Annotated in this window: 22 protein-coding genes; 14 read left to right on the top strand and 8 right to left on the bottom strand. The window is 57.9% G+C overall.

Annotated elements, in window-relative coordinates; all coding sequences use genetic code 11:
• Positions 1-89: 89 nt before the first annotated feature.
• From BM074_RS07995 to BM074_RS07980, 4 genes are all read left to right on the top strand, one after another.
• Entirely contained in the window at positions 90-518 is a 429-nt protein-coding gene (locus tag BM074_RS07995; RefSeq protein WP_091920958.1) for an Lrp/AsnC family transcriptional regulator, read from the top strand.
• A gap of 85 nt (positions 519-603) precedes the next feature.
• On the top strand, positions 604-1,392 hold the full coding sequence (locus BM074_RS07990) for an ImuA family protein (protein WP_091920956.1): 789 nt from the start codon (positions 604-606) through the stop codon (positions 1,390-1,392).
• A 13-nt stretch (positions 1,393-1,405) separates the two neighbouring features.
• Positions 1,406-2,848 carry a Y-family DNA polymerase gene (locus tag BM074_RS07985; protein ID WP_091921562.1) on the top strand — a complete coding sequence of 481 codons (1,443 nt, stop codon included), beginning with the start codon at positions 1,406-1,408 and terminating at the stop codon, positions 2,846-2,848.
• Positions 2,845-6,084, top strand: coding sequence for an error-prone DNA polymerase (locus BM074_RS07980; RefSeq protein WP_091920954.1), 3,240 nt, complete (start codon positions 2,845-2,847; stop codon positions 6,082-6,084). Before BM074_RS07985 ends, BM074_RS07980 begins: the two co-directional genes overlap by 4 nt.
• A gap of 8 nt (positions 6,085-6,092) precedes the next feature.
• Here the strand turns inward: BM074_RS07980 and BM074_RS07975 are convergent, their stop codons facing one another.
• The 3 genes from BM074_RS07975 to BM074_RS07965 form a co-directional block, all read right to left on the bottom strand.
• Positions 6,093-6,335, bottom strand: coding sequence for a DUF768 domain-containing protein (locus BM074_RS07975; RefSeq protein ID WP_027231103.1), 243 nt, complete (start codon positions 6,333-6,335; stop codon positions 6,093-6,095).
• 146 nt (positions 6,336-6,481) lie between these two features.
• Positions 6,482-6,673: a CsbD family protein gene (locus BM074_RS07970; protein WP_027231102.1), complete on the bottom strand. Its 192-nt coding sequence runs from the start codon at positions 6,671-6,673 to the stop codon at positions 6,482-6,484.
• A 254-nt stretch (positions 6,674-6,927) separates the two neighbouring features.
• Positions 6,928-8,931 carry an AI-2E family transporter gene (locus tag BM074_RS07965; protein ID WP_091920952.1) on the bottom strand — a complete coding sequence of 668 codons (2,004 nt, stop codon included), beginning with the start codon at positions 8,929-8,931 and terminating at the stop codon, positions 6,928-6,930.
• A gap of 185 nt (positions 8,932-9,116) precedes the next feature.
• Here BM074_RS07965 and BM074_RS07960 point away from each other — a divergent pair, with 185 nt between their 5' ends.
• The 3 genes from BM074_RS07960 to BM074_RS07950 all read left to right on the top strand — a co-directional run bounded on the left by BM074_RS07960 (position 9,117) and on the right by BM074_RS07950 (position 10,337).
• Positions 9,117-9,275: a DUF3309 family protein gene (locus tag BM074_RS07960; protein WP_036813626.1), complete on the top strand. Its 159-nt coding sequence runs from the start codon at positions 9,117-9,119 to the stop codon at positions 9,273-9,275.
• Between the two features lie 254 nt (positions 9,276-9,529).
• Entirely contained in the window at positions 9,530-9,868 is a 339-nt protein-coding gene (locus BM074_RS07955) for an ElaB/YgaM/YqjD family protein (RefSeq protein ID WP_091920951.1), read from the top strand.
• Between the two features lies 1 nt (position 9,869).
• On the top strand, positions 9,870-10,337 hold the full coding sequence (locus tag BM074_RS07950) for a hypothetical protein (RefSeq protein ID WP_091920949.1): 468 nt from the start codon (positions 9,870-9,872) through the stop codon (positions 10,335-10,337).
• On the opposite strand, the gene BM074_RS07945 is transcribed toward BM074_RS07950, so the two are convergent.
• The gene (locus BM074_RS07945; protein ID WP_091920947.1) at positions 10,317-11,837 is read right to left on the bottom strand and encodes an HWE histidine kinase domain-containing protein; all 1,521 of its coding nucleotides are present in this window, start codon (positions 11,835-11,837) and stop codon (positions 10,317-10,319) included. The two genes, BM074_RS07950 and BM074_RS07945, sit on opposite strands and share 21 nt — an antisense overlap.
• Before the next feature lie 164 nt (positions 11,838-12,001).
• On the opposite strand from BM074_RS07945, the gene BM074_RS07940 reads away from it, so the two are divergent.
• Positions 12,002-12,223, top strand: a complete 222-nt coding sequence (locus BM074_RS07940) for a hypothetical protein (protein ID WP_091920945.1) — start codon at positions 12,002-12,004, stop codon at positions 12,221-12,223.
• A gap of 32 nt (positions 12,224-12,255) precedes the next feature.
• On the opposite strand, the gene BM074_RS07935 is transcribed toward BM074_RS07940, so the two are convergent.
• Positions 12,256-13,008, bottom strand: a complete 753-nt coding sequence (locus BM074_RS07935) for a Crp/Fnr family transcriptional regulator (RefSeq protein WP_091921560.1) — start codon at positions 13,006-13,008, stop codon at positions 12,256-12,258.
• A 136-nt stretch (positions 13,009-13,144) separates the two neighbouring features.
• Between BM074_RS07935 and BM074_RS07930 the strand changes: the two genes are divergently transcribed.
• The gene (locus BM074_RS07930) at positions 13,145-13,561 is read left to right on the top strand and encodes a response regulator (RefSeq protein WP_091920943.1); all 417 of its coding nucleotides are present in this window, start codon (positions 13,145-13,147) and stop codon (positions 13,559-13,561) included.
• On the opposite strand, the gene BM074_RS07925 is transcribed toward BM074_RS07930, so the two are convergent.
• Both BM074_RS07925 and BM074_RS07920 read right to left on the bottom strand, forming a co-directional pair.
• On the bottom strand, positions 13,544-14,095 hold the full coding sequence (locus BM074_RS07925; RefSeq protein ID WP_027231094.1) for an RNA polymerase sigma factor: 552 nt from the start codon (positions 14,093-14,095) through the stop codon (positions 13,544-13,546). The genes BM074_RS07930 and BM074_RS07925 overlap by 18 nt on opposite strands.
• Before the next feature lie 11 nt (positions 14,096-14,106).
• Positions 14,107-14,310: a NepR family anti-sigma factor gene (locus BM074_RS07920; protein ID WP_036813618.1), complete on the bottom strand. Its 204-nt coding sequence runs from the start codon at positions 14,308-14,310 to the stop codon at positions 14,107-14,109.
• Between the two features lie 188 nt (positions 14,311-14,498).
• Here BM074_RS07920 and BM074_RS07915 point away from each other — a divergent pair, with 188 nt between their 5' ends.
• The 3 genes from BM074_RS07915 to BM074_RS07905 all read left to right on the top strand — a co-directional run bounded on the left by BM074_RS07915 (position 14,499) and on the right by BM074_RS07905 (position 17,154).
• The gene (locus BM074_RS07915) at positions 14,499-15,293 is read left to right on the top strand and encodes a response regulator (protein ID WP_027231092.1); all 795 of its coding nucleotides are present in this window, start codon (positions 14,499-14,501) and stop codon (positions 15,291-15,293) included.
• A 74-nt stretch (positions 15,294-15,367) separates the two neighbouring features.
• On the top strand, positions 15,368-15,532 hold the full coding sequence (locus BM074_RS07910; RefSeq protein ID WP_027231091.1) for a DUF1328 domain-containing protein: 165 nt from the start codon (positions 15,368-15,370) through the stop codon (positions 15,530-15,532).
• 140 nt (positions 15,533-15,672) lie between these two features.
• The gene (locus BM074_RS07905) at positions 15,673-17,154 is read left to right on the top strand and encodes a glycosyltransferase family 39 protein (RefSeq protein ID WP_175498929.1); all 1,482 of its coding nucleotides are present in this window, start codon (positions 15,673-15,675) and stop codon (positions 17,152-17,154) included.
• On the opposite strand, the gene BM074_RS07900 is transcribed toward BM074_RS07905, so the two are convergent.
• A complete protein-coding gene (locus BM074_RS07900) occupies positions 17,096-17,815 on the bottom strand; it encodes a glycosyltransferase family 2 protein (protein WP_027231089.1) in 720 nt (239 codons plus the stop codon). The two genes, BM074_RS07905 and BM074_RS07900, sit on opposite strands and share 59 nt — an antisense overlap.
• A 263-nt stretch (positions 17,816-18,078) precedes the next feature.
• On the opposite strand from BM074_RS07900, the gene BM074_RS07895 reads away from it, so the two are divergent.
• Both BM074_RS07895 and BM074_RS07890 read left to right on the top strand, forming a co-directional pair.
• Entirely contained in the window at positions 18,079-19,449 is a 1,371-nt protein-coding gene (locus BM074_RS07895) for a murein hydrolase activator EnvC family protein (RefSeq protein WP_027231088.1), read from the top strand.
• The gene (locus BM074_RS07890; protein ID WP_027231087.1) at positions 19,439-20,764 is read left to right on the top strand and encodes a S41 family peptidase; all 1,326 of its coding nucleotides are present in this window, start codon (positions 19,439-19,441) and stop codon (positions 20,762-20,764) included. Before BM074_RS07895 ends, BM074_RS07890 begins: the two co-directional genes overlap by 11 nt.
• The last annotated feature ends 106 nt before the right edge of the window (positions 20,765-20,870 follow it).

Raw genomic sequence — 20,870 nt, 5'->3', positions numbered from 1 at the left:
AATGTCGCAGGCTTGTTCGGCGGAATGAAGTATGTAAACTGACGATATGACATGCTATTTTTTAGCATTTCGACGAATGGATTAGTAATATGCTGACAGACGCCGATCATGCCCTGCTCTCCCTGCTGCGCGAGAATGCAAGGGCTTCCACCGCCGATCTCGCCCGCAAGCTCGGCGTTTCGCGCACGACGGTGCAAAGCCGCATCGAACGACTGGAAAAGCGCGGAATGATCCGCGGCTATGGCGTGCAGCTTTCGCCGGAATATGAGCAGAATCTCGTCAAGGCGCATGTACTCGTCACTGCCTTGCCAAAGCTTGCCGTCAAGGTGGAGGCGGCCCTAAAAAAGATTGCTTGGGTGAGGACGCTGCATTCAGTCAGCGGACAATTCGACATGATCGTCATCGTCGAAGCGCCTTCGATCCAGGAGCTCGACCGGCTGCTGGACGAGATCGGCGCGCTTGAGGGCGTCGAACGCACCATGTCGTCGATTATTCTTTCGACGCGCATCGATCGTTGAGAACGTAAACTCAGGCAACTGCTTGACTCTCACCGCCATTGGATTCCATAATAGAACATATCGTGAACATTCAGGGGTTGAGTAGGTGGCGACAACCGTCGATCTTACGGCGTTGCGGCGTGATATTGCGTCTTTGAGCGCGGGCATTTCGCCTGCCGCCAAGCGCTCTGCCTTTGCCTTCGGCATCGAAACGCTCGACCGGGTGTTCCGCCATGGAATCGAGCGGGGCGCCGTCCATGAAGTCTTTGCCGATGAGGCCGGCGACGCTGGTGCGGCAACAGGCTTCGTCATCGCTCTTGCCCTGCGCGCTGCCTCCGACCAAAGCCTCATCTTGTGGCTTGAAGAGGATTTTGCGGCCCAGGAACATGGGTTTCCCTATGCGCCCGGACTCAGGCACATCGGTCTCGACCCGCAACGCCTCGTCATCGTGCGCTGTGCCACGCCGCAGGATGTGCTGAAGGCGGCTGCGGATAGCCTGGGCATTCGCGGAACAGGTGCGGTGATTATCGCGCCGTGGAGCAATCCGAAGTGTCTCGACCTTACGGCCTCGCGAAAATTGCTGCTTTCGGCTCAGCAGACGAATGTGCCTGCCTTTCTCCTGCGGCTCGGCGCTCAGCCCGCCGAAAATGCCGCGACTACGCGCTGGCTTATCCGTTCCGCCGCATCGCAATCGAGCGGAGCAAATGCCCCCGGCCATCCGGTGTTCGATGCGACGCTCATTCGCAACCGGCAGGGCATGACCGGCCATTGGATCCTGCAATGGGAGAGTGAAGACCATGTGTTCCGACAGATCGAACCGCTTTCTGGCAATGTGGTTCCCGCACCTGCCTACCGACCGCCTCAAACGCGAAAGTCCGGCACGCGCTCTTACTGACCAGCATCTGATCGTGGTGGACAAGATTGCCAATGCCTTAAGGCTGACGGCTGTAGACGAACAAGCAGCCAAGGCCGGCCTTTACAAGGGCATGGCCCTGACCGATGCCCGCGCGCAATTCGACAAGCTCGACATCGCCTTCGCCTCGCCGCGCAAGGATGGCGAGCTTTTGGAAAAGCTTGCCGACTGGTGCGACCGTTATACGCCGCTGGTTGCACTCGATGCGCCGCATGGGCTTATTCTGGACATGACCGGGTGCATCCACCTTTTCGGCGATGAACCCACATTGCTTGAGGACGTTCACCGGCAATTGCAGCGGTATGGCATGATCGTGAAGACGGCCTTTGCCGGGAATGCGGCAGCGGCAAGCGCGCTCGCCCGGCATTCTGCGGGCGGCATCGTCGAGCCCTCAGACCAGAGCCGGAGGCTTTATGCGCTTCCTCTCGTCAGCCTCGATCTCGAAGACGCACATCTTGCCGGTCTCAGGCGTGCCGGCTTGCGCACCGTCGGTGATCTCGATGTTTTGCCTCGTGCAGCCCTGACAGCCCGCTTCGGAAATGGTGTGGTTGCGGGTCTCGATGCCCTGTTTGGCCGGCAGATGAAGCCTATTTCGCCGCGCCGCATCGTACCCGTCTGCATGGTGGAAAGGCGCATGGCCGAGCCCTTGATTGCGATGGAAGCTGTCGAGCTTGTGCTTGTTCAGCTGGCAGACGAGCTGTTCATCCGCCTGGGGCAGCGCGTCGAAGGCGCGCGCGAAATCGAGGCGAGTTTTTTCCGTACTGACGGCAATGTGCGCCGGCTGCGCATCGAGGCAGGAAGACCCTTGACCGATACGAAAACCCTGATGCGCCTGATGAAGGAGCGCTTGTCTACACTTGCCGAGCCGCTCGATGCCGGCTTCGGCTTTGACATGATCCGCCTCGGTGCCCTGCGCACGGACCGTACCCGGCATCAGCAGAAAAGTCTCGATGACCGCGAGCAGGAAACCGAAGAGGTAGAAAGGTTGATCGACCGGCTTTCCATCCGCCTCGGCAATAGCCGCGTCCTGCGGCCAACCCCTGTCGACACCCATATTCCGGAGCGAACGGTCGCTCTCGAGCCCGCATCAAAGACCAAGCGCGAAAGCAATGGCGAATGGACGGCGCAGCCTCAAGGCGATCCGCCGGAGCGGCCGGTCAGGCTCTTCCAGCCGCCTGAACACATCGAGGCGACCTTCGAGGTGCCGGATTCGCCGCCGGCGCAATTCATCTGGCGCCGCGTCAGGCACAATGTCGTTCTCGCCGAAGGCCCGGAACGCATCGCTCCGGAATGGTGGCGTGAGCATTCCGGTGCGCTGACAAGGGACTATTACCGGCTGGAGGATAGTTCCGGCAAACGCTTCTGGGTCTTCAGGGAAGGCTTGCTCGAGCGCGGCACTCCTAACCCGCGCTGGTATCTGCATGGGCTTTTCGCATGAATTATGCCGAGCTTGCCGTCACCAGCAATTTTTCCTTTCTGGAAGGCGCGTCGCAGCCGGAGGAACTGGTCAAGGCCGCCGCCCTTCTTGGCCTTGACGGCCTTGGCATTGCCGACCGCAATACGCTTGCCGGGGTCGTCCGCGCCTATTCTGCGCACAGGGATTTGCAGAAAGCTGCGGGAATCAATCTCAAGCTTTTCATTGGATGCAGACTGGTTTTCATCGACGATACGCCGGATTTGCTGGTCTATCCCCGCGACCGCCCGGCCTATGGCCAGCTTTGCCGGCTTTTGAGCGAGGGCAAGGATCGAGCGAAGATAAAGGGCGAATGCCATCTCCGTTTCGAGGATTTTCAGTTTCGGGCGAGGGACTTCCAGATCATCGTCATGCCGGCCCGCGGCAGCAGGGACCTAACGCCGTTCCTCAAGACACTTGCGCTGGCGGCTCCAGGTTCAGTCTGGCTTGGCCTTGCCATGCCGCATCAAGGCGCGGACAGGCGCTATGGTGAAAGGCTGGCCCGCATGGCAGCCAAGGCGGATATTCCCCTTCTGGCAGTCAACAATGTCCTTTATCACACGCCCTCCCGTCGCCCGCTGCAGGATGTCCTCACCTGCATCCGCGAGCATGTGACGATCGATGAGGCGGGCAGGCGGCTCGAAAGGAACGCCGAGCGGCATATGAAATCGCCGCAAGAGATGCAGCGGCTTTTCCGGCATTTTCCTGGCGCCCTGCCTGAAACCCGTCGCTTCATCGAGCCTATCCGCTTCTCTCTCGATGAGTTGAAATACAACTATCCGGACGAACCCGTACCGCCAGGCAAGACGCCCCAGCAGCATCTCGTCGACGAGACCTGGAAGGGTGCGGCAAAGCGCTATCCGGAAGGTGTTCCCGGCAAGGTAAGCGAACTCCTTGAAAAGGAACTCGCCCTCATTGGCCAGCTCAATTACGCGCCCTATTTCCTGACCGTCTACGACATCGTCACCTTCGCCCGATCGCAGAATATCCTGTGTCAGGGACGCGGCTCTTCGGCAAATTCGGCGGTTTGCTATTGCCTCGGTATTACCGCGGTCGATCCCGTCAAGATCAACCTCCTGTTCGAGCGGTTCCTTTCGGCCGAGCGCAAGGAACCTCCCGATATAGACGTAGACTTTGAGCACGAGCGGCGTGAAGAGGTGATGCAGTGGGTCTATGAACGCTATGGGCGCCATCGCGCCGCCATCGTCGCCACCGTCATCAGCTATCGCCCGCGCAGTGCCATTCGCGATGTCGGCAAGGCTCTGGGACTGACGGAGGACGTCACCGCAGCGCTTGCCAATACGGTCTGGGGCAGTTGGGGTTCTGCGGTCGAAAAGCAGGAGGTGCGGCAGGCTGGTCTCGATCCTGACAATGTGATGATCCGCCGCGCGGTCCGGCTTGCAACCGAACTCATTGGCTTTCCCCGCCACCTTTCCCAGCATGTCGGCGGCTTCGTGCTGACGCAGGAGCGGCTCGACGAGACCGTGCCGATCGGCCCCGCCGCCATGGCCGAGCGGTCTTTCATCGAATGGGACAAGGACGATATCGACGCGCTCAACATCATGAAGGTCGATGTGCTTTCGCTCGGCATGCTGACCTGCATCCGTAAGGCGTTCGACCTCATTCATCTTCATGGCGGCGATCGGTTCGAACTGGCAACCGTCCCCGAGGAGGACGAGAAGGTCTACGACATGCTCTGCAATGCCGATTCCCTTGGCGTGTTCCAGGTGGAAAGCCGGGCCCAGATGAACATGCTGCCACGCCTGAAGCCCAGAAAATTCTACGATCTGGTTATCGAGGTCGCCATTGTCCGTCCAGGCCCGATCCAGGGCGACATGGTGCATCCCTATCTTCGCCGCCGCAACAAGATCGAGCCTGTCTTCTATCCCGCCCCTTCGCCTGAGCATGGCGACAAGGACGAATTGCGCAACGTTCTGGGAAAGACCCTCGGCGTGCCGCTCTTTCAGGAGCAGGCGATGCGCATAGCCATCGAAGCTGCAAAGTTCACGCCCGACGAAGCCAATCAGTTGCGCCGTGCCATGGCGACCTTCCGCCGTGTGGGCACGATCAACCAGATGGAGCAGAAGATGGTGGATGGCATGGTCCGCCGCGGCTACGAGCGCAGCTTTGCCGAAAATTGCTTCAATCAGATCAAGGGATTTGGCGAATACGGCTTTCCCGAAAGCCATGCTGCAAGCTTTGCCATCCTCGTCTACATTTCCTCTTGGATCAAATGCTATCATCCGGCAGCCTTTGCTGCTGCGCTTTTAAATTCGCAGCCCATGGGCTTTTACGCGCCGGCGCAGATCGTTCGCGATGCCCGCGAGCATGGCGTGGAAATCCGGGCTGCCGACATCAATTTCAGCAGTTGGGACAATACGCTCGAAAAGACGGGTAAGGGCCTCGCCACGCGCTTGGGATTGCGTCAGATCGGTGGTTTTTCCAAGGATTGGGCAAATATCATCGTGGCCAAACGCCGCTCGGCCTATACCAATATCGAAGAGTTTCGTCGCCTGACGCGGCTCGAGAGAAGAGCCTATGTCCTCCTTGCCGATGCCGATGCGTTCCGTTCGCTCGGCATTGCCCGACGCGAGGCGCTTTGGGCGGTGCGGCGCCTGCCGAACGACGAGACTTTGCCGCTTTTTCAGGCGGCCGACAGCAACGAACTTCCGGAGGAAGCAGAGACCAGGCTGCCTTCAATGAAACTTTCCGAACATGTCGTTGCGGATTACGAATCGACGCGGCTTTCCCTCAAGGGCCACCCCATGCAGTTTCTTCGCGAGATGTTTGCACGCGAGAACGTCCTGACCTGCAGGCAGGCCAACAATCTCGGCAATAATCGCCGCGTCAAGGTTGCGGGTGTCGTCACAGTCCGGCAGCGGCCGGGAAGCGCCAAGGGTGTTGTCTTCATGACCATCGAGGATGAGACGGGCATCGCCAATATTGTCGTGTGGAAGAAGATGCTGGAGAAGTACCGCCGTGAAGTGATGGGCGCCCGGCTGATCCTTATCGAGGGCACTGTTCAGAGCGCCGAAAACGTCGTCCATGTCGTGGCAACCAGGCTTACCGACCGAACCAACGCGCTTTACCTTCTATCCGAACAACTCGCAACGCTGCCCGTCTCGCATAGCGATGAAGTTGCGCATCCTGTTTCAGAAGAATCGCGGGGCCGTCATCCGCGCAATGTACGCATCTTGCCGAAATCGCGGGATTTTCATTAGTCGATCGCTTAGGCCTGCTTGCTTTCCTTGGCGAGGGCCGCGCGATCAATGGCGGTGATCATGCAGATCTCAAGATCGCCCAGACCATCCTTTATCTCTGCGAACGAAATGCCCGCAGCTTCCGCATCCGCCGCACATTTCTCTGCCAGCTGTTTGGGCCGCCGGTCATGATGCGCCATGTCCGCCGGCTTGCTTGCATCCACGTTGGTCGAGATCCAGTCATTGACAAAATCGATCGCTCTCTGGCTCATCCAATCCTCCTTACCTCTTCCCAACACCGTCCAGCTTGCCTTCAAAATATGCCCTTATCCGCCATATATCCAGTGCGATGATGGGCCCATGAAAGCATTTGGCCGGCTTCAACGAGCCGGCCAAAATTAAAAAAGCGATGAATACGTCAAGCTTTGTCGACAACCTTTTTGACCGCGTCCTTGGCCTTGCCCTTGGCTACCTGAGCATCGCCCTTAAGCTCCTGGGCCTTGCCTTCGGCTTCCATCTTGCGTGATCCTGACACCTTGCCTGCAGCCTGTTTAAGATTGCCTGCAGCCTTGTTGGCCGTGCCCGAAACTTTATCGCTGGTGCTACCCATCATGTGCTCCTTGAAATTTGCATTTACCCCAGTAGAACGGCGGGACCTTATAAAGGTTCCGCGACTGAGATATTCAATTACTTGAAAACATTCGATAATATTCCAAAATAGTGTGACCCGGCGCCCACGGGGGAACAGGCACCGGGTCCTTACGCTACTGGCTGGGGTTGGCCAGCAACCTCGAAACGTGTCAGCCTTGTCTTGGTTCCAAGCCCGAAATCTTCCAGTGACGTCTCCTGACAAAACGTGACCTTTCACGCACTGATCAGCTCCAGCGCATCCTCCACGGACGACGCAAAATGGCAGTTGCGCGTCGACCCGACGATCTTCTCACCATCGACATTCTCGGGATCTTCCGACCAGAAGCTGATGACGATCTTGACGCGCCCGTTCCTGCGCCGGATGCGGCGGACCAGATACCGCGCATGGGCCACCGACGAGACATTGAGATAGCAGATATGAATGACACTGACGCCCGTAAGGTCGAGCTTACCGATGCTGCCCGACGCGAGTTCGTCGTGGGAAATATCGCGCACCTCGAAGCCACGCCGTTCCAGGATATCGCCAAGGATGACGGCTGCCGCATCGTCGAATTCGCCGCGCCCCCCTGCGGAAATGGCGACGCGCGCTTCTTCTTCGGGTGGCGGCTCCTTGGCTTTGGCTTTGGCTGCCTTTGGCTTGGTGCCCGGCCGATCAGCATTCTTTTCAGTCTCTTCCGGCTTGCCGTTTTCTTCCTCTTCCTCCTCGTCGTCGTGATGTTCCGAGAGATTTTCAACGAGAAGAACGGTTCCCTGAGCTACGCGGCTGCGGCGGGTCGAATCAAGGACGCCTCTCGCCCGGTCGTTCTCGGCGAGGAACAGCGCCGGGATCGCGACCGAAGCATAGTATTCCTCGATCGTGGAAGACTGCAGAAACTCCTCCGCCCTTTCCGTTGCTTCATCCGGATCGCCGGAAAGAAGCCTTTGGTAAAGCTGTTGCGGTGGTGAAAGGACAGGCTCGTTGCCGAGAAGGACGTCTAGAAATTCGAACTTTGGAACATGCCTGCCGAGAACGACAAGGCAGACCGTGAGCGGCGTTGAAAGGATTAGTCCGATTGGCCCCCAGATCCAGGTCCAGACGATCGCGGCCATGAGGATGGCAACCGGCGACAGACCCGTTCTTGATCCATAGAGCAACGGCTCCATGACATTGCTGCTGACAAGTTCAAGGACAATGAACAGCGCGCCGGTCCAGAACAACAGCATCCAGCCGGGATCGACCGCCAGCGACAGAATAAGGGGAAAGGCGGCGGCCATGATCGGACCGATATAGGGAACGAAGCGCAAGACGATCGCGAGCATACCCCACAGCATCGGATTGGGGATGCCGATAACCCAGAGCCCGATGCCAATCGGAACGCCGAAACTGATATTGATGATCAGCTGCATCAAAAGATATTGGCCAACACGTTTTCCGGCGTCGTGGAGCGCAGTCGTCGTTCGGTGGATATCGCTGGCACCGACGAGCTTGATGAAGCGATCGCGTAGATCCTCGCGGCGCATCAACATGAAGATGACGACGACGATGATGATGCCAACCGTGGCAAGGGGCTGGATGAGCGGGCCCGCGAAAGTCTGGAGCAGGCTCAGGGGGTCGGGTGGCGGATACTTGATCTCCACGGGAACCGGCTTGTTCGGATCATTGCCCTGCAGCGGGGATCCACCGGCCGCCTGGTTGTTCTCGACATTCTGCGGCCGCTCGTGCTGCGGCTCGGGCTTCTTCTCCGGCTCTACGGCAAAACGCTCGACCTCGTCCGAGCGGCCGATTTCATCGTTGAACCGCTTCAGCATCCTGGCGCCGCGGTCGAAAATACTGTTGCCGGATTGCGCTTCCTTCACCGTGCGGATCTTGGCTTCTATATTGTACTGGTAGCTTGGAAGGTTCTGCGCCAGCACCGTCAGCTGACTGACGACGATGCTGACAAAGATGAATATGGCGAGGAACGCCATGGCGACAACGCTAATGACCGCAAAGGCCTTGGGAATGCCGGAACGATGCAGCTTCGTTACCATTGGTGAAAGGGCGAAGGTCAGGAGCAGCGCCATTGCCAGCGGCACGAAAACATCGCGTGCGAAATAAAGCGCAGCGACAATGGCAATTGCGACGACAACCGGCGGAAACTGCTGTTGGGGATCTGCTGCTTCGGGCGCTGGAACCGGACGTAAACTGATCCGCTCGACCGCGCGCGAAACCTTTGCCCCGCTATCCTCAGACGGCATAAGAATCCCCCAATCTGAGGTTCATGAATGGCACGCTCCCGTTACAACCCGGATTAGAAACGAAGCCGGCTCAAATTGGTTGCATATTCAACACCTAGTTCCACTCCCTGCAACCTCAACAGGAACCAAATTTCATTTCGCGTGTTTTTGCACTGAACGATTTGCCACTCACAGGGAGACGCGGAATGTCACTAGGGACACTGTTAATCATTATTCTCATTCTCGCATTGATCGGCGTCTTTCCGAGTTGGCCGCATGCGAGAAGCTGGGGTTACGGGCCTTCGGGTCTGCTCGGCATTGTCCTGGTCGTCGTTCTCATATTGCTCTTGATGGGCAGGATTTAACGTTTAGCAAGGAGATTTCAGACATGATGCGTGGTGCATTACTCTGGCTTATAGGTTTGCCACTTCCGATCATCCTCATACTTTGGTTGCTCGGCTATCTTTCTTAAACAATTCCTCATTTAGCGCCGGCCGTCTGGCCGGCGTCTTGTTATCCATCTTCGGCTTGCCAGCTTGCGATGCGCTCGCAAGCGTGGAACAAATGTCGCCACGCGACGTTTCCCGCAGCATATGCCATTTTCTAAAGGAGTTTTCCCATGGCCTCTGTTTCCTCGAAGGTTCGCAAGGCGGTTGACGATGCGACCGAATCCAATCCCGATCTGCAGGCACAGGTGGCTGCGCTTCGGGAAGACATTGCGAACATCACGGCGACACTCGGCAAGATCGGCAAGAATAGAGCCCAGGATGCACGGAGAAGCGCGGCAAGTTCGTTCGAATCCGCGAAATTGCGCGGCGAGGAGACCTTCGAAGACCTGCGGCTGCAGGCGCGTGAACTGGAAGACCAGATCGTCGAGACGGTGCGGGAAAAACCCTTGACCACACTCGCAGTCGCAGCCGGCGTGGGTTTCCTTCTCGCGCTTATCGCTCGCCGCTGACATGCTGAAGCTGCTGGCCCCACTTTTAACCAGCCTGGCGGCTGGAGAGGTCGGCTTGGTCGTCAGCCGAGCCAAACAGAGCGCCATCTTCGCCGCAATCATCGCGGTTCTGGTCACGATTGGCGCCGTTTTCCTGTTGGTGGCGGCGCAGATCAGCTTGGCAGAACATTACGGCCCGTTATATGCGGCCCTGATCATCGCGGGTTCAGCCTTTGGCCTCGCGATCATCGCGTATATTGCAATGAAAATCGCCTCTTCCTCGGCACGACGCCGCCAGGAAGAACGCGCCAAAGTAGATACATCGACCGTATTGACCATCGCGGCCCTGGCCGTGGCTCCAGCGCTGCTTCGTTCGAGAGCGTTGCTGATGCTCACGGTCCCGCTTGTAGCATTTACTGGCCTGTCTCTCGCAGGCAAGAAGAAAAAGCGTCGCCCCCGCAACGACCCATCAGCCGGCGGCGGGATCTGACTGATCCCCGATCGGCATTGAGACGATTGCCTCTATGCCGGTCTCCGGATAGCTCAGCCGCACACTGCTCGACAGCACCTTATCCAAACTGCGTTCGATCAATTTCAAACCCAACCCTCGGGTGTTCGGCGCCGTTACGCGCGGGCCATTGGATTCCGTCCAGCGGATGACGATGCGCGACTCATGCAGCCCGACTTCCAGTTGCCAGACGATGCGCACATGACCGGTGGCGACCGACAGTGCGCCATGTTTTACGGCGTTGGTGGCAAGCTCATGCAAGGCGATCCCGAGCCCGAGGGCATGATCAGGAGGCAGCATGATATCTTCGCCCACGAGTTCAATCTGGCCAATATCGAAGATCGCGTAAGGCTCCACCTGTTTCGTGATGAGATCGACGAGACTGATCCCGCTCCACTCGCGATCCGACAACAATGTGTGAGCCTCGGAGATTGCGCGCAGACGGCCTGAGAAGGCTTCCATGAATTCTGCCGGATCGGATGTGCGGCTTAGCGTCTGCCTTGCCAGCGATTGCAGCATGGCGAGCGTGTTCTTGACCCGGTGATTCAGTTCACGCAGGAGAAAGCGCGTCTTTTCCGACGCCGTCTTGGTTTTGGTGATATCGATATTGACGCCGACAGCGACGACAGGCTTGCCGGACGAGTCACGCTCGAAAATGCGGCCGCGGCCAAGCAGCCACTGGCCCGACGAAGCGACGCGAAACTCGCCGACATAATCCTGATTCTGCGCCAGTGCCCGCGTGAAGGCCGACTTCATGGCAGGGAAATCATCGGGATGCATAGCCCGAAACACATCCTCGCCGCTCACGGTACGATCCGAATCGAGTCCGAGCATTTCATAGGCCATGCGATTGCCTGTGAACCGGCCGTTTCGCAGATCCCAAACCCAGCTTCCGACATTTCCCACTTCGAGCGCCATGGCATTGCGATCATCATCCCGATGCAGCGTAGCGACGCGTTCATCTCCCTGCCGCGAGTCACGCTTGAGCTCGATTAGTGACCCGGCCACCTTGGCGAGGCTTGCAAGTTGCTCCTGCTGCGCGGCCGTAAACTCCGTCCGTGTTTCGTCCGACATGACGCTGACGGCGCCAATGCATTCATCCGAGACGCAGATCGGCGCCACAGCAATGAATCTGAGGTGCGGCGCGTGGGTAACGCAATGAAGTTCGGAAAAACGGACATCCTGTGCTGCGTTGAGAATGACGAGACAACTGGCTTCCGGAATCGTCAAAGCCGCAGCTTCGAACGTCCACATGTTGGCCCGTCCAAGCGTTCCCTTATGCGCAAGAACCTTACTCTGTCGTTCATCTACAAGCGAGATTTGAGCAGCTGCCGCGCCTGACGTGGAAAGCGCAAGTGCAGCTATGTTATCAAAATCCGAGTCGTTCTCAATTGCCAACGGCGTCAGGCTCGAAAGGACATCGAGCCGGGCAGGCTCGGACATTGCCTGAAAAAGGTTTTCTGAAATTGGCGGTGATTTCATATCTCTATGAGGCACTCCACACCCCGCTCCCCACACTAATCGTTACTACATCATGGTCCATCAACGCCACCCTTTAAGCATGGTTCCAGACGGGAACAAATAATCGGCCTCCCCGTTTTGGTTGAGTGTTCAATGATTTTGTTGGGCATAAAATGGAGAGACCCATGCTCGAAGCGAACGATATTCTCACCGATGCGGGATTGAGTAGGGAACAGAAAATTGCACGGCTCAAGGAACTTTTGAGCGAAGCAAGGGGCTTGCAAAGAGCGGCCACTGAGGGCGGCATGGACCCGGATGACGGTGTGACGCGCAACCTTCGCGATATTGAACTGGCTCTCGACCAATTGAATGCGGAGCAGCCGGAAGCCGGCGCCGCCACGCTTTAGCGATTGCAGCGTAACCGACGGCTCCTAACTCGTTAGATGAACGGCCTCGGGATCGAAGACAGCCCTGACCATTTCGAGATTTGGAGCAGTGTTGTCTCGTCGAGCACGTCACAGCCGCGGTCAAGCCAGCGCAAGGCACCGCGACCTGCCAGTTTTTTCAAGGTTTTGTTGGTATGAACGATGGAGAGCCCTAACGTATCGGCGACATGTTGTTGCCGGAGCGGCATGACCAGGGTATCGCCTTTCACCAATCCGACGCTTTTGGCGCGTTGAAAAAGGAAGGCGAAGAGATAGGCCGCCCGCTCGAGCGCAGTACGCCTACCTACGCTCAGCAATATCTCATCCAGCATCTGCTCCTCGCGCGATGCTATCCATGTGATGTCGTAAGCAAGGCTTGGGAAATTAGCAAATAAAGTCGGGAGCTTGTCGCGCTGGAAAACGCACAGGATCATAGGCGACAGTGCCTCGATCGAATGAGACATCTCCCGCATAAGCGATCCTTGCAAGCCAATGAGATCACCAGGAAGAACATAGTTCAGGATCTGCCGGCGGCCGTCCTCGAGCATCTTGTAGCGAAAGCCCCATCCGGATAGGACCGTGAAAAGATGCGCGCTGTTGGCTCCCTCGACAAGCACGGTGGTCCCGGTATCGGCCACGAGTTCGCCCGTCTTGAAGGTCGATAAAAAATCTATCTCATCCTTTTGATGCGGCTGCAGGTGCGCAAAACCCTGCAAAGGGCATTTGTCGCACGGGTATTGCCGTGCTGTCGATGCGGCTGTGTTCATGCCCATATCCCCGTTCGGATTTACGCTACCACGATGCCGGTAAATTGCGCGTGCGATCTTTGCAATCGGCATGTCTTAGTTAAATGACACATGTCATCACTCCGCTCATAACGGCTCCCCGAAAAGGAGCAATGAGATGGAAATGACCGGCATGCGGATTCTGGTCCTGGAAGATGAATATCTGATAGGGTTGGATCTTGAACGCATAGCAGAAGAATCTGGGGCGCAGTCGGTACAACTTATTGCAACTGTTGGTGAATTGCAGGCTCAGATCGCCAACGAGACCGACTATGATCTGGCTATTCTTGAGGTTCAGGCGCGAGGAGTCTCGTCGCTTGATTCGGCTGCCGAAATGCAACGCCGCGGCCTGCCGATCGTTTTCACCACGGCCTATGACAGCCAGGCCAACGGTGTTCCAGGTTTTCCGGATATTCCCGTTGTCGCCAAGCCCTATGGAAAAGCGCAGATCCTCCAGGCAGTCGCCAAGGCGCTGGCCAATTCCCAGCACAATCCCGCCTCGCGCCGAAACGGCGCCTCAGGCGAATTTGTTTGATGTGACCTGCGTCGCGATTGAATCCGGACCATAATCGACCTCGCCCTGAACTTCGAGAAGTTCCTGCAATCGCGTCCGTGCACGGCTAACCCGGCTCTTGATCGTCCCGACGGCGCAACCGCAAATATCGGCTGCCTCCTCGTAGGAGAATCCGGAGGCGCCGACGAGAATGATAGCTTCACGCTGATCGTCGGGGAGTTTGTCGAGGGCCTTGCGAAAATCCTGGAGGTCCAGCGATCCGTACTGCGCCGGATGGACCGAGAGCTGTTCGGTGAACGTGCCATCGGAATCCTGCACCTCACGGCCACGCTTGCGCATCTGGCTGTAGAATTCGTTGCGCAGGATGGTAAACAGCCAGGCCTTGATGTTGGTGCCGGGCTCAAAGGAGTCCTGCTTGGCCCAGGCCTTCATGATCGTATCCTGCACAAGGTCATCGGCCCTGTCGGGATTGCCAATGAGCGATACGGCGAATGCGCGCAGCTTTGGCAGCGACGCAATCAAGTCTCTCTTAAAATCAGTCGATTCGTGGACCATTCACCAGCCTGCTATTCAGGGGTTTGCGCGTGGTTGCGTTCAGCCTCGTCAAGCTTCTCGAGCAAGTCCAGAAAACGAGCCGGAATCTCTTCCTCCTGTACGGATGCATAAAGCGCACGTAGCTTCAATCCAATCTCAGTCTCGGCATTCCTTATATCGCGGCGACGGACCCGCGCTTTTTCAGGCGCGTCAATTGAGGATTTTCTTGCGTTCATTCGTAGGATCTTTGCTGTTGGCGCAGAGCGAATTCGGATTCATCCAATAAGTTAAGCACATTAGCAGTGATAATTCTTCACGAGAGGAAAAGTTCCGTTGTCGGGAACTTTTTTTTTGCGAATGTGTTTCTGTTCGTCGCTTATATCAGGCCGGCTCATCATATTCACCGGAGAACAGGGAACTCACTATGTCATTATCCACCCGGATAGCCCCACACTTGCCTTACCTTCGCCGATTTGCGCGTGCCATCACCGGCTCGCAGTCATCGGGCGATGCCTACGTCGCAGCGACCCTTGAAATTCTCATTGCCGACGTTTCCTTGTTCCCGAGTGCCGGGTCGGACCGTGTCAGCCTTTATAAGCTGCTGGTCAAACATTTTAATTCGGTCAATGTTCGCCCACTGGAACTGCAGTCGGAATATGGATGGGAAAAACATGCGGCCGCCAACCTCACGTCGATAGCGCCAAAGGCACGCCAGGCTTTCCTGCTGATCAGTCTCGAAGGCTTCAGCAAGGCCGAGACCATGGAGATTCTCGATGTCGATGAGGGCGAACTCTACGAGCTTCTCGATGAGGCATCGGTCGGCATCTCCAAGCAAATTGCTACCGACATCCTCATTATTGAAGACGAACCGCTGATCGCCATGGATATCGAGCATATGGTTGACAGCCTCGGCCACCGCGTGGTCGGCATTGCCCGAACCAAAGACGAAGCCGTTTCGCTCTACGCTTCAACCAAGCCGAGCATGATTCTTGCCGATATTCAGTTGGCCGATGGAAGTTCGGGCATTGATGCCGTCAACAACATCCTCAGCCAGGATGCGGTTCCGGTCATTTTCATCACCGCATTCCCCGAACGTTTGTTGACCGGAGAGCGTCCCGAGCCGACGTTCCTTGTTACCAAGCCGTTCAACCCAGACATGGTCAAGGCGCTGATCACCCAGGCTCTCTTCTTCAAGGAAAGCAGCAAAGCTAAAGCATAACGACAACGCTACGCAGCAGGGAACCAAATCTTGTTCAATCCGTTACACCCCCGACGAGATAGGGAGAACGCTAAATGCTTTACTATGCTGTAATTTTTCTGATCATTGCGCTTGTCGCCGGTGCGTTGGGATTTGGTGGTATTGCCGGTGCTTCCGCCGGTATAGCCCAGATAATCTTCTACGTGTTCCTGGCACTGCTTTTGATCTCGCTCATCGCAAGCATCATCAGGCGCGCCTAAGTTTCGCCTGAGTAGCGCCAAAGCCGCCGGCCACAAGCCGGCGGTTTTCTTTTGCGTGACAGCTCCGAAAATCTCGTCCGAAAACTTGCGGGAACCGCAATTCCTGTAGTACTCACGGCTGCATGACACGTGAAGCGCGATTGTTCCGGCGAAAATTCGATCTTGCCTGGCTCGATGGCGCACCGATCAAATGGTCCAAGCTCGCCAAGCGCGTTCCCGCCGCGATCGTCGTCTACATTACCGCCCTCATTCTCCTCCGCCTTTCCCTCTCCCGCTTCATGGAAATCGACGAGGCGCAATTCGTCGGCGAAGTCTATCTCGCCTGGAATTACGGCAACTCTCATCCGCCCCTCTATAACTGGCTCGTTCGTCTGGCTTTGGAAATCACGCAGTGGAACTGGGTCTTTTCGGTTGCGCTAGTCAGGCTATTTCTCCTTGGTCTCTACCATTGGCTTTGCTTCGACGCCGCTCGCCGACTTGCGGGGGATCGCGCCGGTATTCTGGCAATCACCGCCTCGGCCTTCCTGCCTCAGATCGTCTGGATGTCGATCCAGACCACGGCTCATACGATTCTCGTCATGGTTGCTGCCATAGGCATCGTCCATGCCTTTGCCATAATAAGGGCGGGGCGCGGGGCGGTCGGTTTTGCCTGGTTCGGCTTTTGGGCCGCGGCAGGCGCCCTTGCGAAGTATAATTTCTTTATATTCCTTGTCAGTTTTCTGATCGCGGCCGCTCTGACCCCCGGTATTCGCCGCCAGCTGTTCCGGCGCCAAATCTGGCTGTCAGCGGCCATTTTTGTCGTAAGTTTTGCCCCGGTCGTCATTGCCTCGCTGCGCGCTCCTCTGTCGGCAACCGCCGGGCGGATGGAAAAGCTCGCGAGTTCGATCGATTACCTGTTGGTGTTCGATGTGCCGCACCTCGGGATCGACGGATTGCTGAGCCTCGGCATGTCCACGGCGCTGTGGGCGGGGCCGGCCCTTGTCATCTTCATCATCGGCAGAACCCGTGATCATCCGCGTCCCGCACCCGACGGCGATGCGGAGGTGCGCGTCCTGCTCCTGCGCACGGTGCTGATCGGTCTCGCCGCCTTCGCAACGCTGGTGCTTGCCGGCGATTATCATTCGGTGGCCGAGCGATACATGGCGCCGATCCTGGCGCCGACCGCTATACTGCTTGCGCTCTACCTGCCGCAGGTTCTGGGAGCCCGCAACCTTCTTGCGATTGCCGGTTTCGTCTACATCCTTGCGCCAGTCGCCGTCGCATATATCGCCTTGTTTGAAACGCCCCGCTTCACCTTTCCGTTTGATGCGGTAGCCCTTTCCATCCGCGCGCAGGATCCAACACCAGCGCGCATTATCTCAAACCGGCAAGATGATGCCGCCAATGTTGCGGTGCAACTGCATTGGCCGCCGGAACAAGGGTCGGCGAAAGATGTCGTCCTGGTCTGGCATGGGGATGAACCCGCACCGTCTTCTGCAGACCTTCCAGCCGATGCCATGCTCCTCGGGCCTGCCGTGCGGGTCACTGCGCCGGTCAGGAACTTCAGCGGTCAGCTCCGAACCTTTAATTTCCAGCGTTATTCAGTCGCGCCACAGACCCAGGTTCCGAATAGCGGCGGATAAGCCAGAACACGCCGACTGTATCGAGGAAGGCGACCGCAGCCCGGTCGAAGAACCCGTACTTGGAAACACCCGAGCGCCGGGGCCGATCCTCAACATCCACCTCGACGACCGGCAGCCCCGCCCGGCGGGTCAGGGCCGGCAGGAAACGATGCATATTGTCGAAATATGGCAGACCCTGCGCAAGGTCCCGCGGCAGGACCTTGAAACCACAGGCTGTGTCCTTGCAGTCGTCCTTCAGCAAACGCCGGCGCACGAAATTGGCAAATTTGGAGGTGAGGAGTTTCACAACGCCATCATTGCGCCGTTTGCGAATACCGGCAAAAAGAGCCGGCTCCGCGTTGGAAATGCGCGGCCAGAGCCGGGCCAGATCCTTCGGGTCGTTTTGGCCGTCACCGTCGAGGGTTGCGACCCACCGACCGGAGGCTGCGCGAAATCCCGTGACAAGCGCCCGCGACTTCCCGGTGCGCCTTTCGTGGCGCAGCGCATAGGCGCGGTTCCCCGCCGCCAGCGCCTCTTCAGCCGAACCGTCCGAGGATCCATCATCAATGACGATGATCTCATAATCCGGTCCGCTCGCCAGCGCCGCGTCAATCTCCTTGATCAGCGCGCCGATGTTTCCGGCTTCATTGTGCACAGGAATGATAATTGTCAGATCAGTCATCACGCGAGCCATTGTGGACCGGCGAGCACGTTCAGCGAACCGCGTCGGTGGCATTCACATAGAGTGTTTCCCTTGCGATGAGAAGCGGTTACGTGACTTCTTCTATGCCGGCCCCGCCGACGCCGGCGCATCGCCGCAATTCCGCCATGCCTTTTTTGCTACAAAATGCGCAGCTTTCGACGCGGCTGGTTTATGGTTAATACTTCATTAATCGAAGTCTCCCTAGAGTCGGGAACAAACCATACGCATGTTCCGGTCCGAGAATGATTTTTGAGGCATCAAAGGCAGTTTTCCACCCGCGCAGGCTTGGCCTGACGTGTTCGGCGCTTTTTGCCTTCGCGCTCTGCTGCACCGCGCCTGCCCGCGGCCAGGAGACCCCGCCAGCTCCGACGTCGCCGGCCGCCGAGTCGCTCGACGCGCGGCGGCTTCAGTCGCTCAAGGAGCTTGAGGATCTCACCAGCCAGATCTCGCTTTCCTCGGAACGCGTCACGGCCCTCGACAATGAAATTGCCGGGCTGAAGAAGGACCAGACGACAATCACCGCGGCGTTGATTCAGTCAGCGCAAACCGAGAAGAAGCTGACACAGGACATAGCGGGCTTCACCAACAAGCTGGCCGATCTGCGCGGTCAGGAAGACAGCGTGCGCACCTCATTGAGACAGCGGCGTGGCGCGCTGGCGGAAGTGCTTGCAGCACTCCAGCGCATGGGCCTCAGCCCCCCGCCAGCCCTGCTCGTTCGTCCCGATGATGCCCTCGCCTCGGTTCGAAGCGCCGTCCTGCTTGGCGCTGTTGTCCCGGAAATGCGCCAGCAGACCGAAGTCCTTATCGCCGACCTGAAAGAACTCGACCGGGTGAAAAACTCGATTGCGGAAGAGCAGACGCGCCTGACAGCTGCTCTTTCAAGCCAGGCCGAGGAAAAGAAGCGGCTCGACCTTCTGCTGGCGGAAAAGCAGAAGTTGCAGACGACGTCCGAAGAAACACGCATGGCCGAACAGGCAAGGTCGGAGGAACTGGCGAAGCGCGCGACATCGCTGCGCGATCTCATTGCCTCGCTTGAAAAGGACATGCAGGAGGTCCAGAAAGCCGCCAGCGCCGCCAGCGCCCAGGAACAGCAGAAGCTCCAGGCAAGCCAGCAGCGCGCCGACGATTTTGCCGCCAACCAGAACCGCCTTTCGGCCCAGGTCAACTTTGCGTCTTTAAAAAGCCATCTGGCCCTGCCAGCAGCGGGGAAACTTGTTAAGCATTTTGGCGATGACGATGGCCTTGGCGGCGTCCTGCAAGGTGACACGCTCGAGACCCTCCCGGGGGCGACCATAACGGCGCCGATGGACGCTGTCGTCCTTTATGCCGGCGCATTTCGTTCCTATGGTCAGCTCTTGATACTTGATGCCGGGAATGGATATCATGTCGTCTTGGCGGGCATGAAGAAAATCAATGTCTCCCAAAATCAGTTTGTTCTGGCGGGAGAGCCGGTCGGTGTGATGAACGAGCAACTAGTTGCCAGTACGGCACCCGTTCCGATGGGAAATGGAGCTCCAATGCTTTACATTGAGTTCCGAAAGGATACAAAACCTATTAATCCCGCCCCCTGGTGGGCGGATCGGCTTGCTGGAAGGACCGCAAATGATACGTAGGCTAACGCTTCTCATGGCTGGCGCACTGATGGGTGCAACAGCGATGGTCGTTGTGCAGGGTGCTCTGCCCACAACCGCTGCAGAAGCTGCGGGCACCGACACCTACAAACAGCTTTCAATTTTTGGTGATATCTTCGAGCGTGTACGCGCCCAATATGTCACTCCGCCGGATGACAAGAAGCTCGTCGAAAGCGCCATCAACGGCATGCTGACCTCGCTTGATCCGCATTCATCATACATGAATGCCGAGCAGGCGCAGGACATGCGCGTTCAGACCAAGGGCGAATTCGGCGGCCTCGGCATCGAGGTCACCATGGAGAACGAACTCGTAAAGGTTATCGCCCCCATCGAGGACACCCCGGCCGCCAAGGCTGGCGTTCTTGCCGGCGATTATATCTCGCAGATTGACGGTACTGATGTTCGCGGCCTGACGCTGACCGACGCGGTCGACAAGATGCGCGGCGAAGTGAACACGCCTATCGAACTGACCCTCATCCGCCAGGGCGCCGATAAGCCGATCAAGCTCACGATCGTCCGCGACGTGGTCAAGGTGAAGGCGGTCAAGTACCGCGTTGAGAACGATGTCGGCTATGTCCGCGTCATCTCGTTCACCGAGCAGACCTTTGATGACTTGCAGAAGGCGATCAAGGACATCCAGAGCAAGGTTCCGAACGACAAGCTGAAGGGCTTCGTCCTCGACCTGCGCCTCAACCCAGGCGGCCTGCTCGATCAGGCTGTCGCGGTCTCCGATGCCTTCCTCGACAAGGGCGAGGTGGTCTCGACCCGTGGCCGCGATCCACAGGATATCACCCGGTTCGATGCCCGCCCGGGCGATCTCACCAACGGCAAGCCGCTGATCGTTCTCATCAACGGCGGTTCGGCAAGCGCGTCCGAGATCGTCGCCGGTGCGTTGCAGGATCACCGTCGCGGCACCGTGCTCGGCACCCGCTCGTTCGGCAAGGGTTCGGTCCAGACTATCATCCCGCTCGGCGAAAATGGCGCGCTTCGCTTGACGACGGCGCTGTATTACACGCCGGCCGGCAAGTCGATCCAGGGCAAGGGCATCGTTCCCGATATCGCCGTCGAGCAGCCGCTGCCCGATGAACTCAAGGGCCAGGATATCACCCGCGGTGAATCCGATCTCAAGGGCCATATCAAGGGCGTGCAGGAAGATGCCGAAGGTTCGGGCTCCATCGCCTATGTGCCGCCGGATCCGAAGGATGACCTTCAGTTGATCCAGGCGCTGAAGCTCCTGCGCGGCGAACAGGCCAATGCGGCCTTCCCGGCCGACCCCAAGAAGGGCGTGCCAAACTAGTATGACGACATATGGGGCCAGGCGATCAGCAAGCAGTCTGGCCCCATATTCTCACCGCCAATATTTCCTCTCTTTCCTCCATCTCTCCGGCCCTCACGCGTGAACG

Source organism: Phyllobacterium sp. CL33Tsu, from assembly GCF_900113985.1.
Taxonomy (GTDB): Bacteria; Pseudomonadota; Alphaproteobacteria; order Rhizobiales; family Rhizobiaceae; genus Phyllobacterium; species Phyllobacterium pellucidum.
The sequence above is the reverse complement of the archived record's forward strand: the minus strand, read 5'-3'. Positions and strand labels throughout refer to the sequence as shown.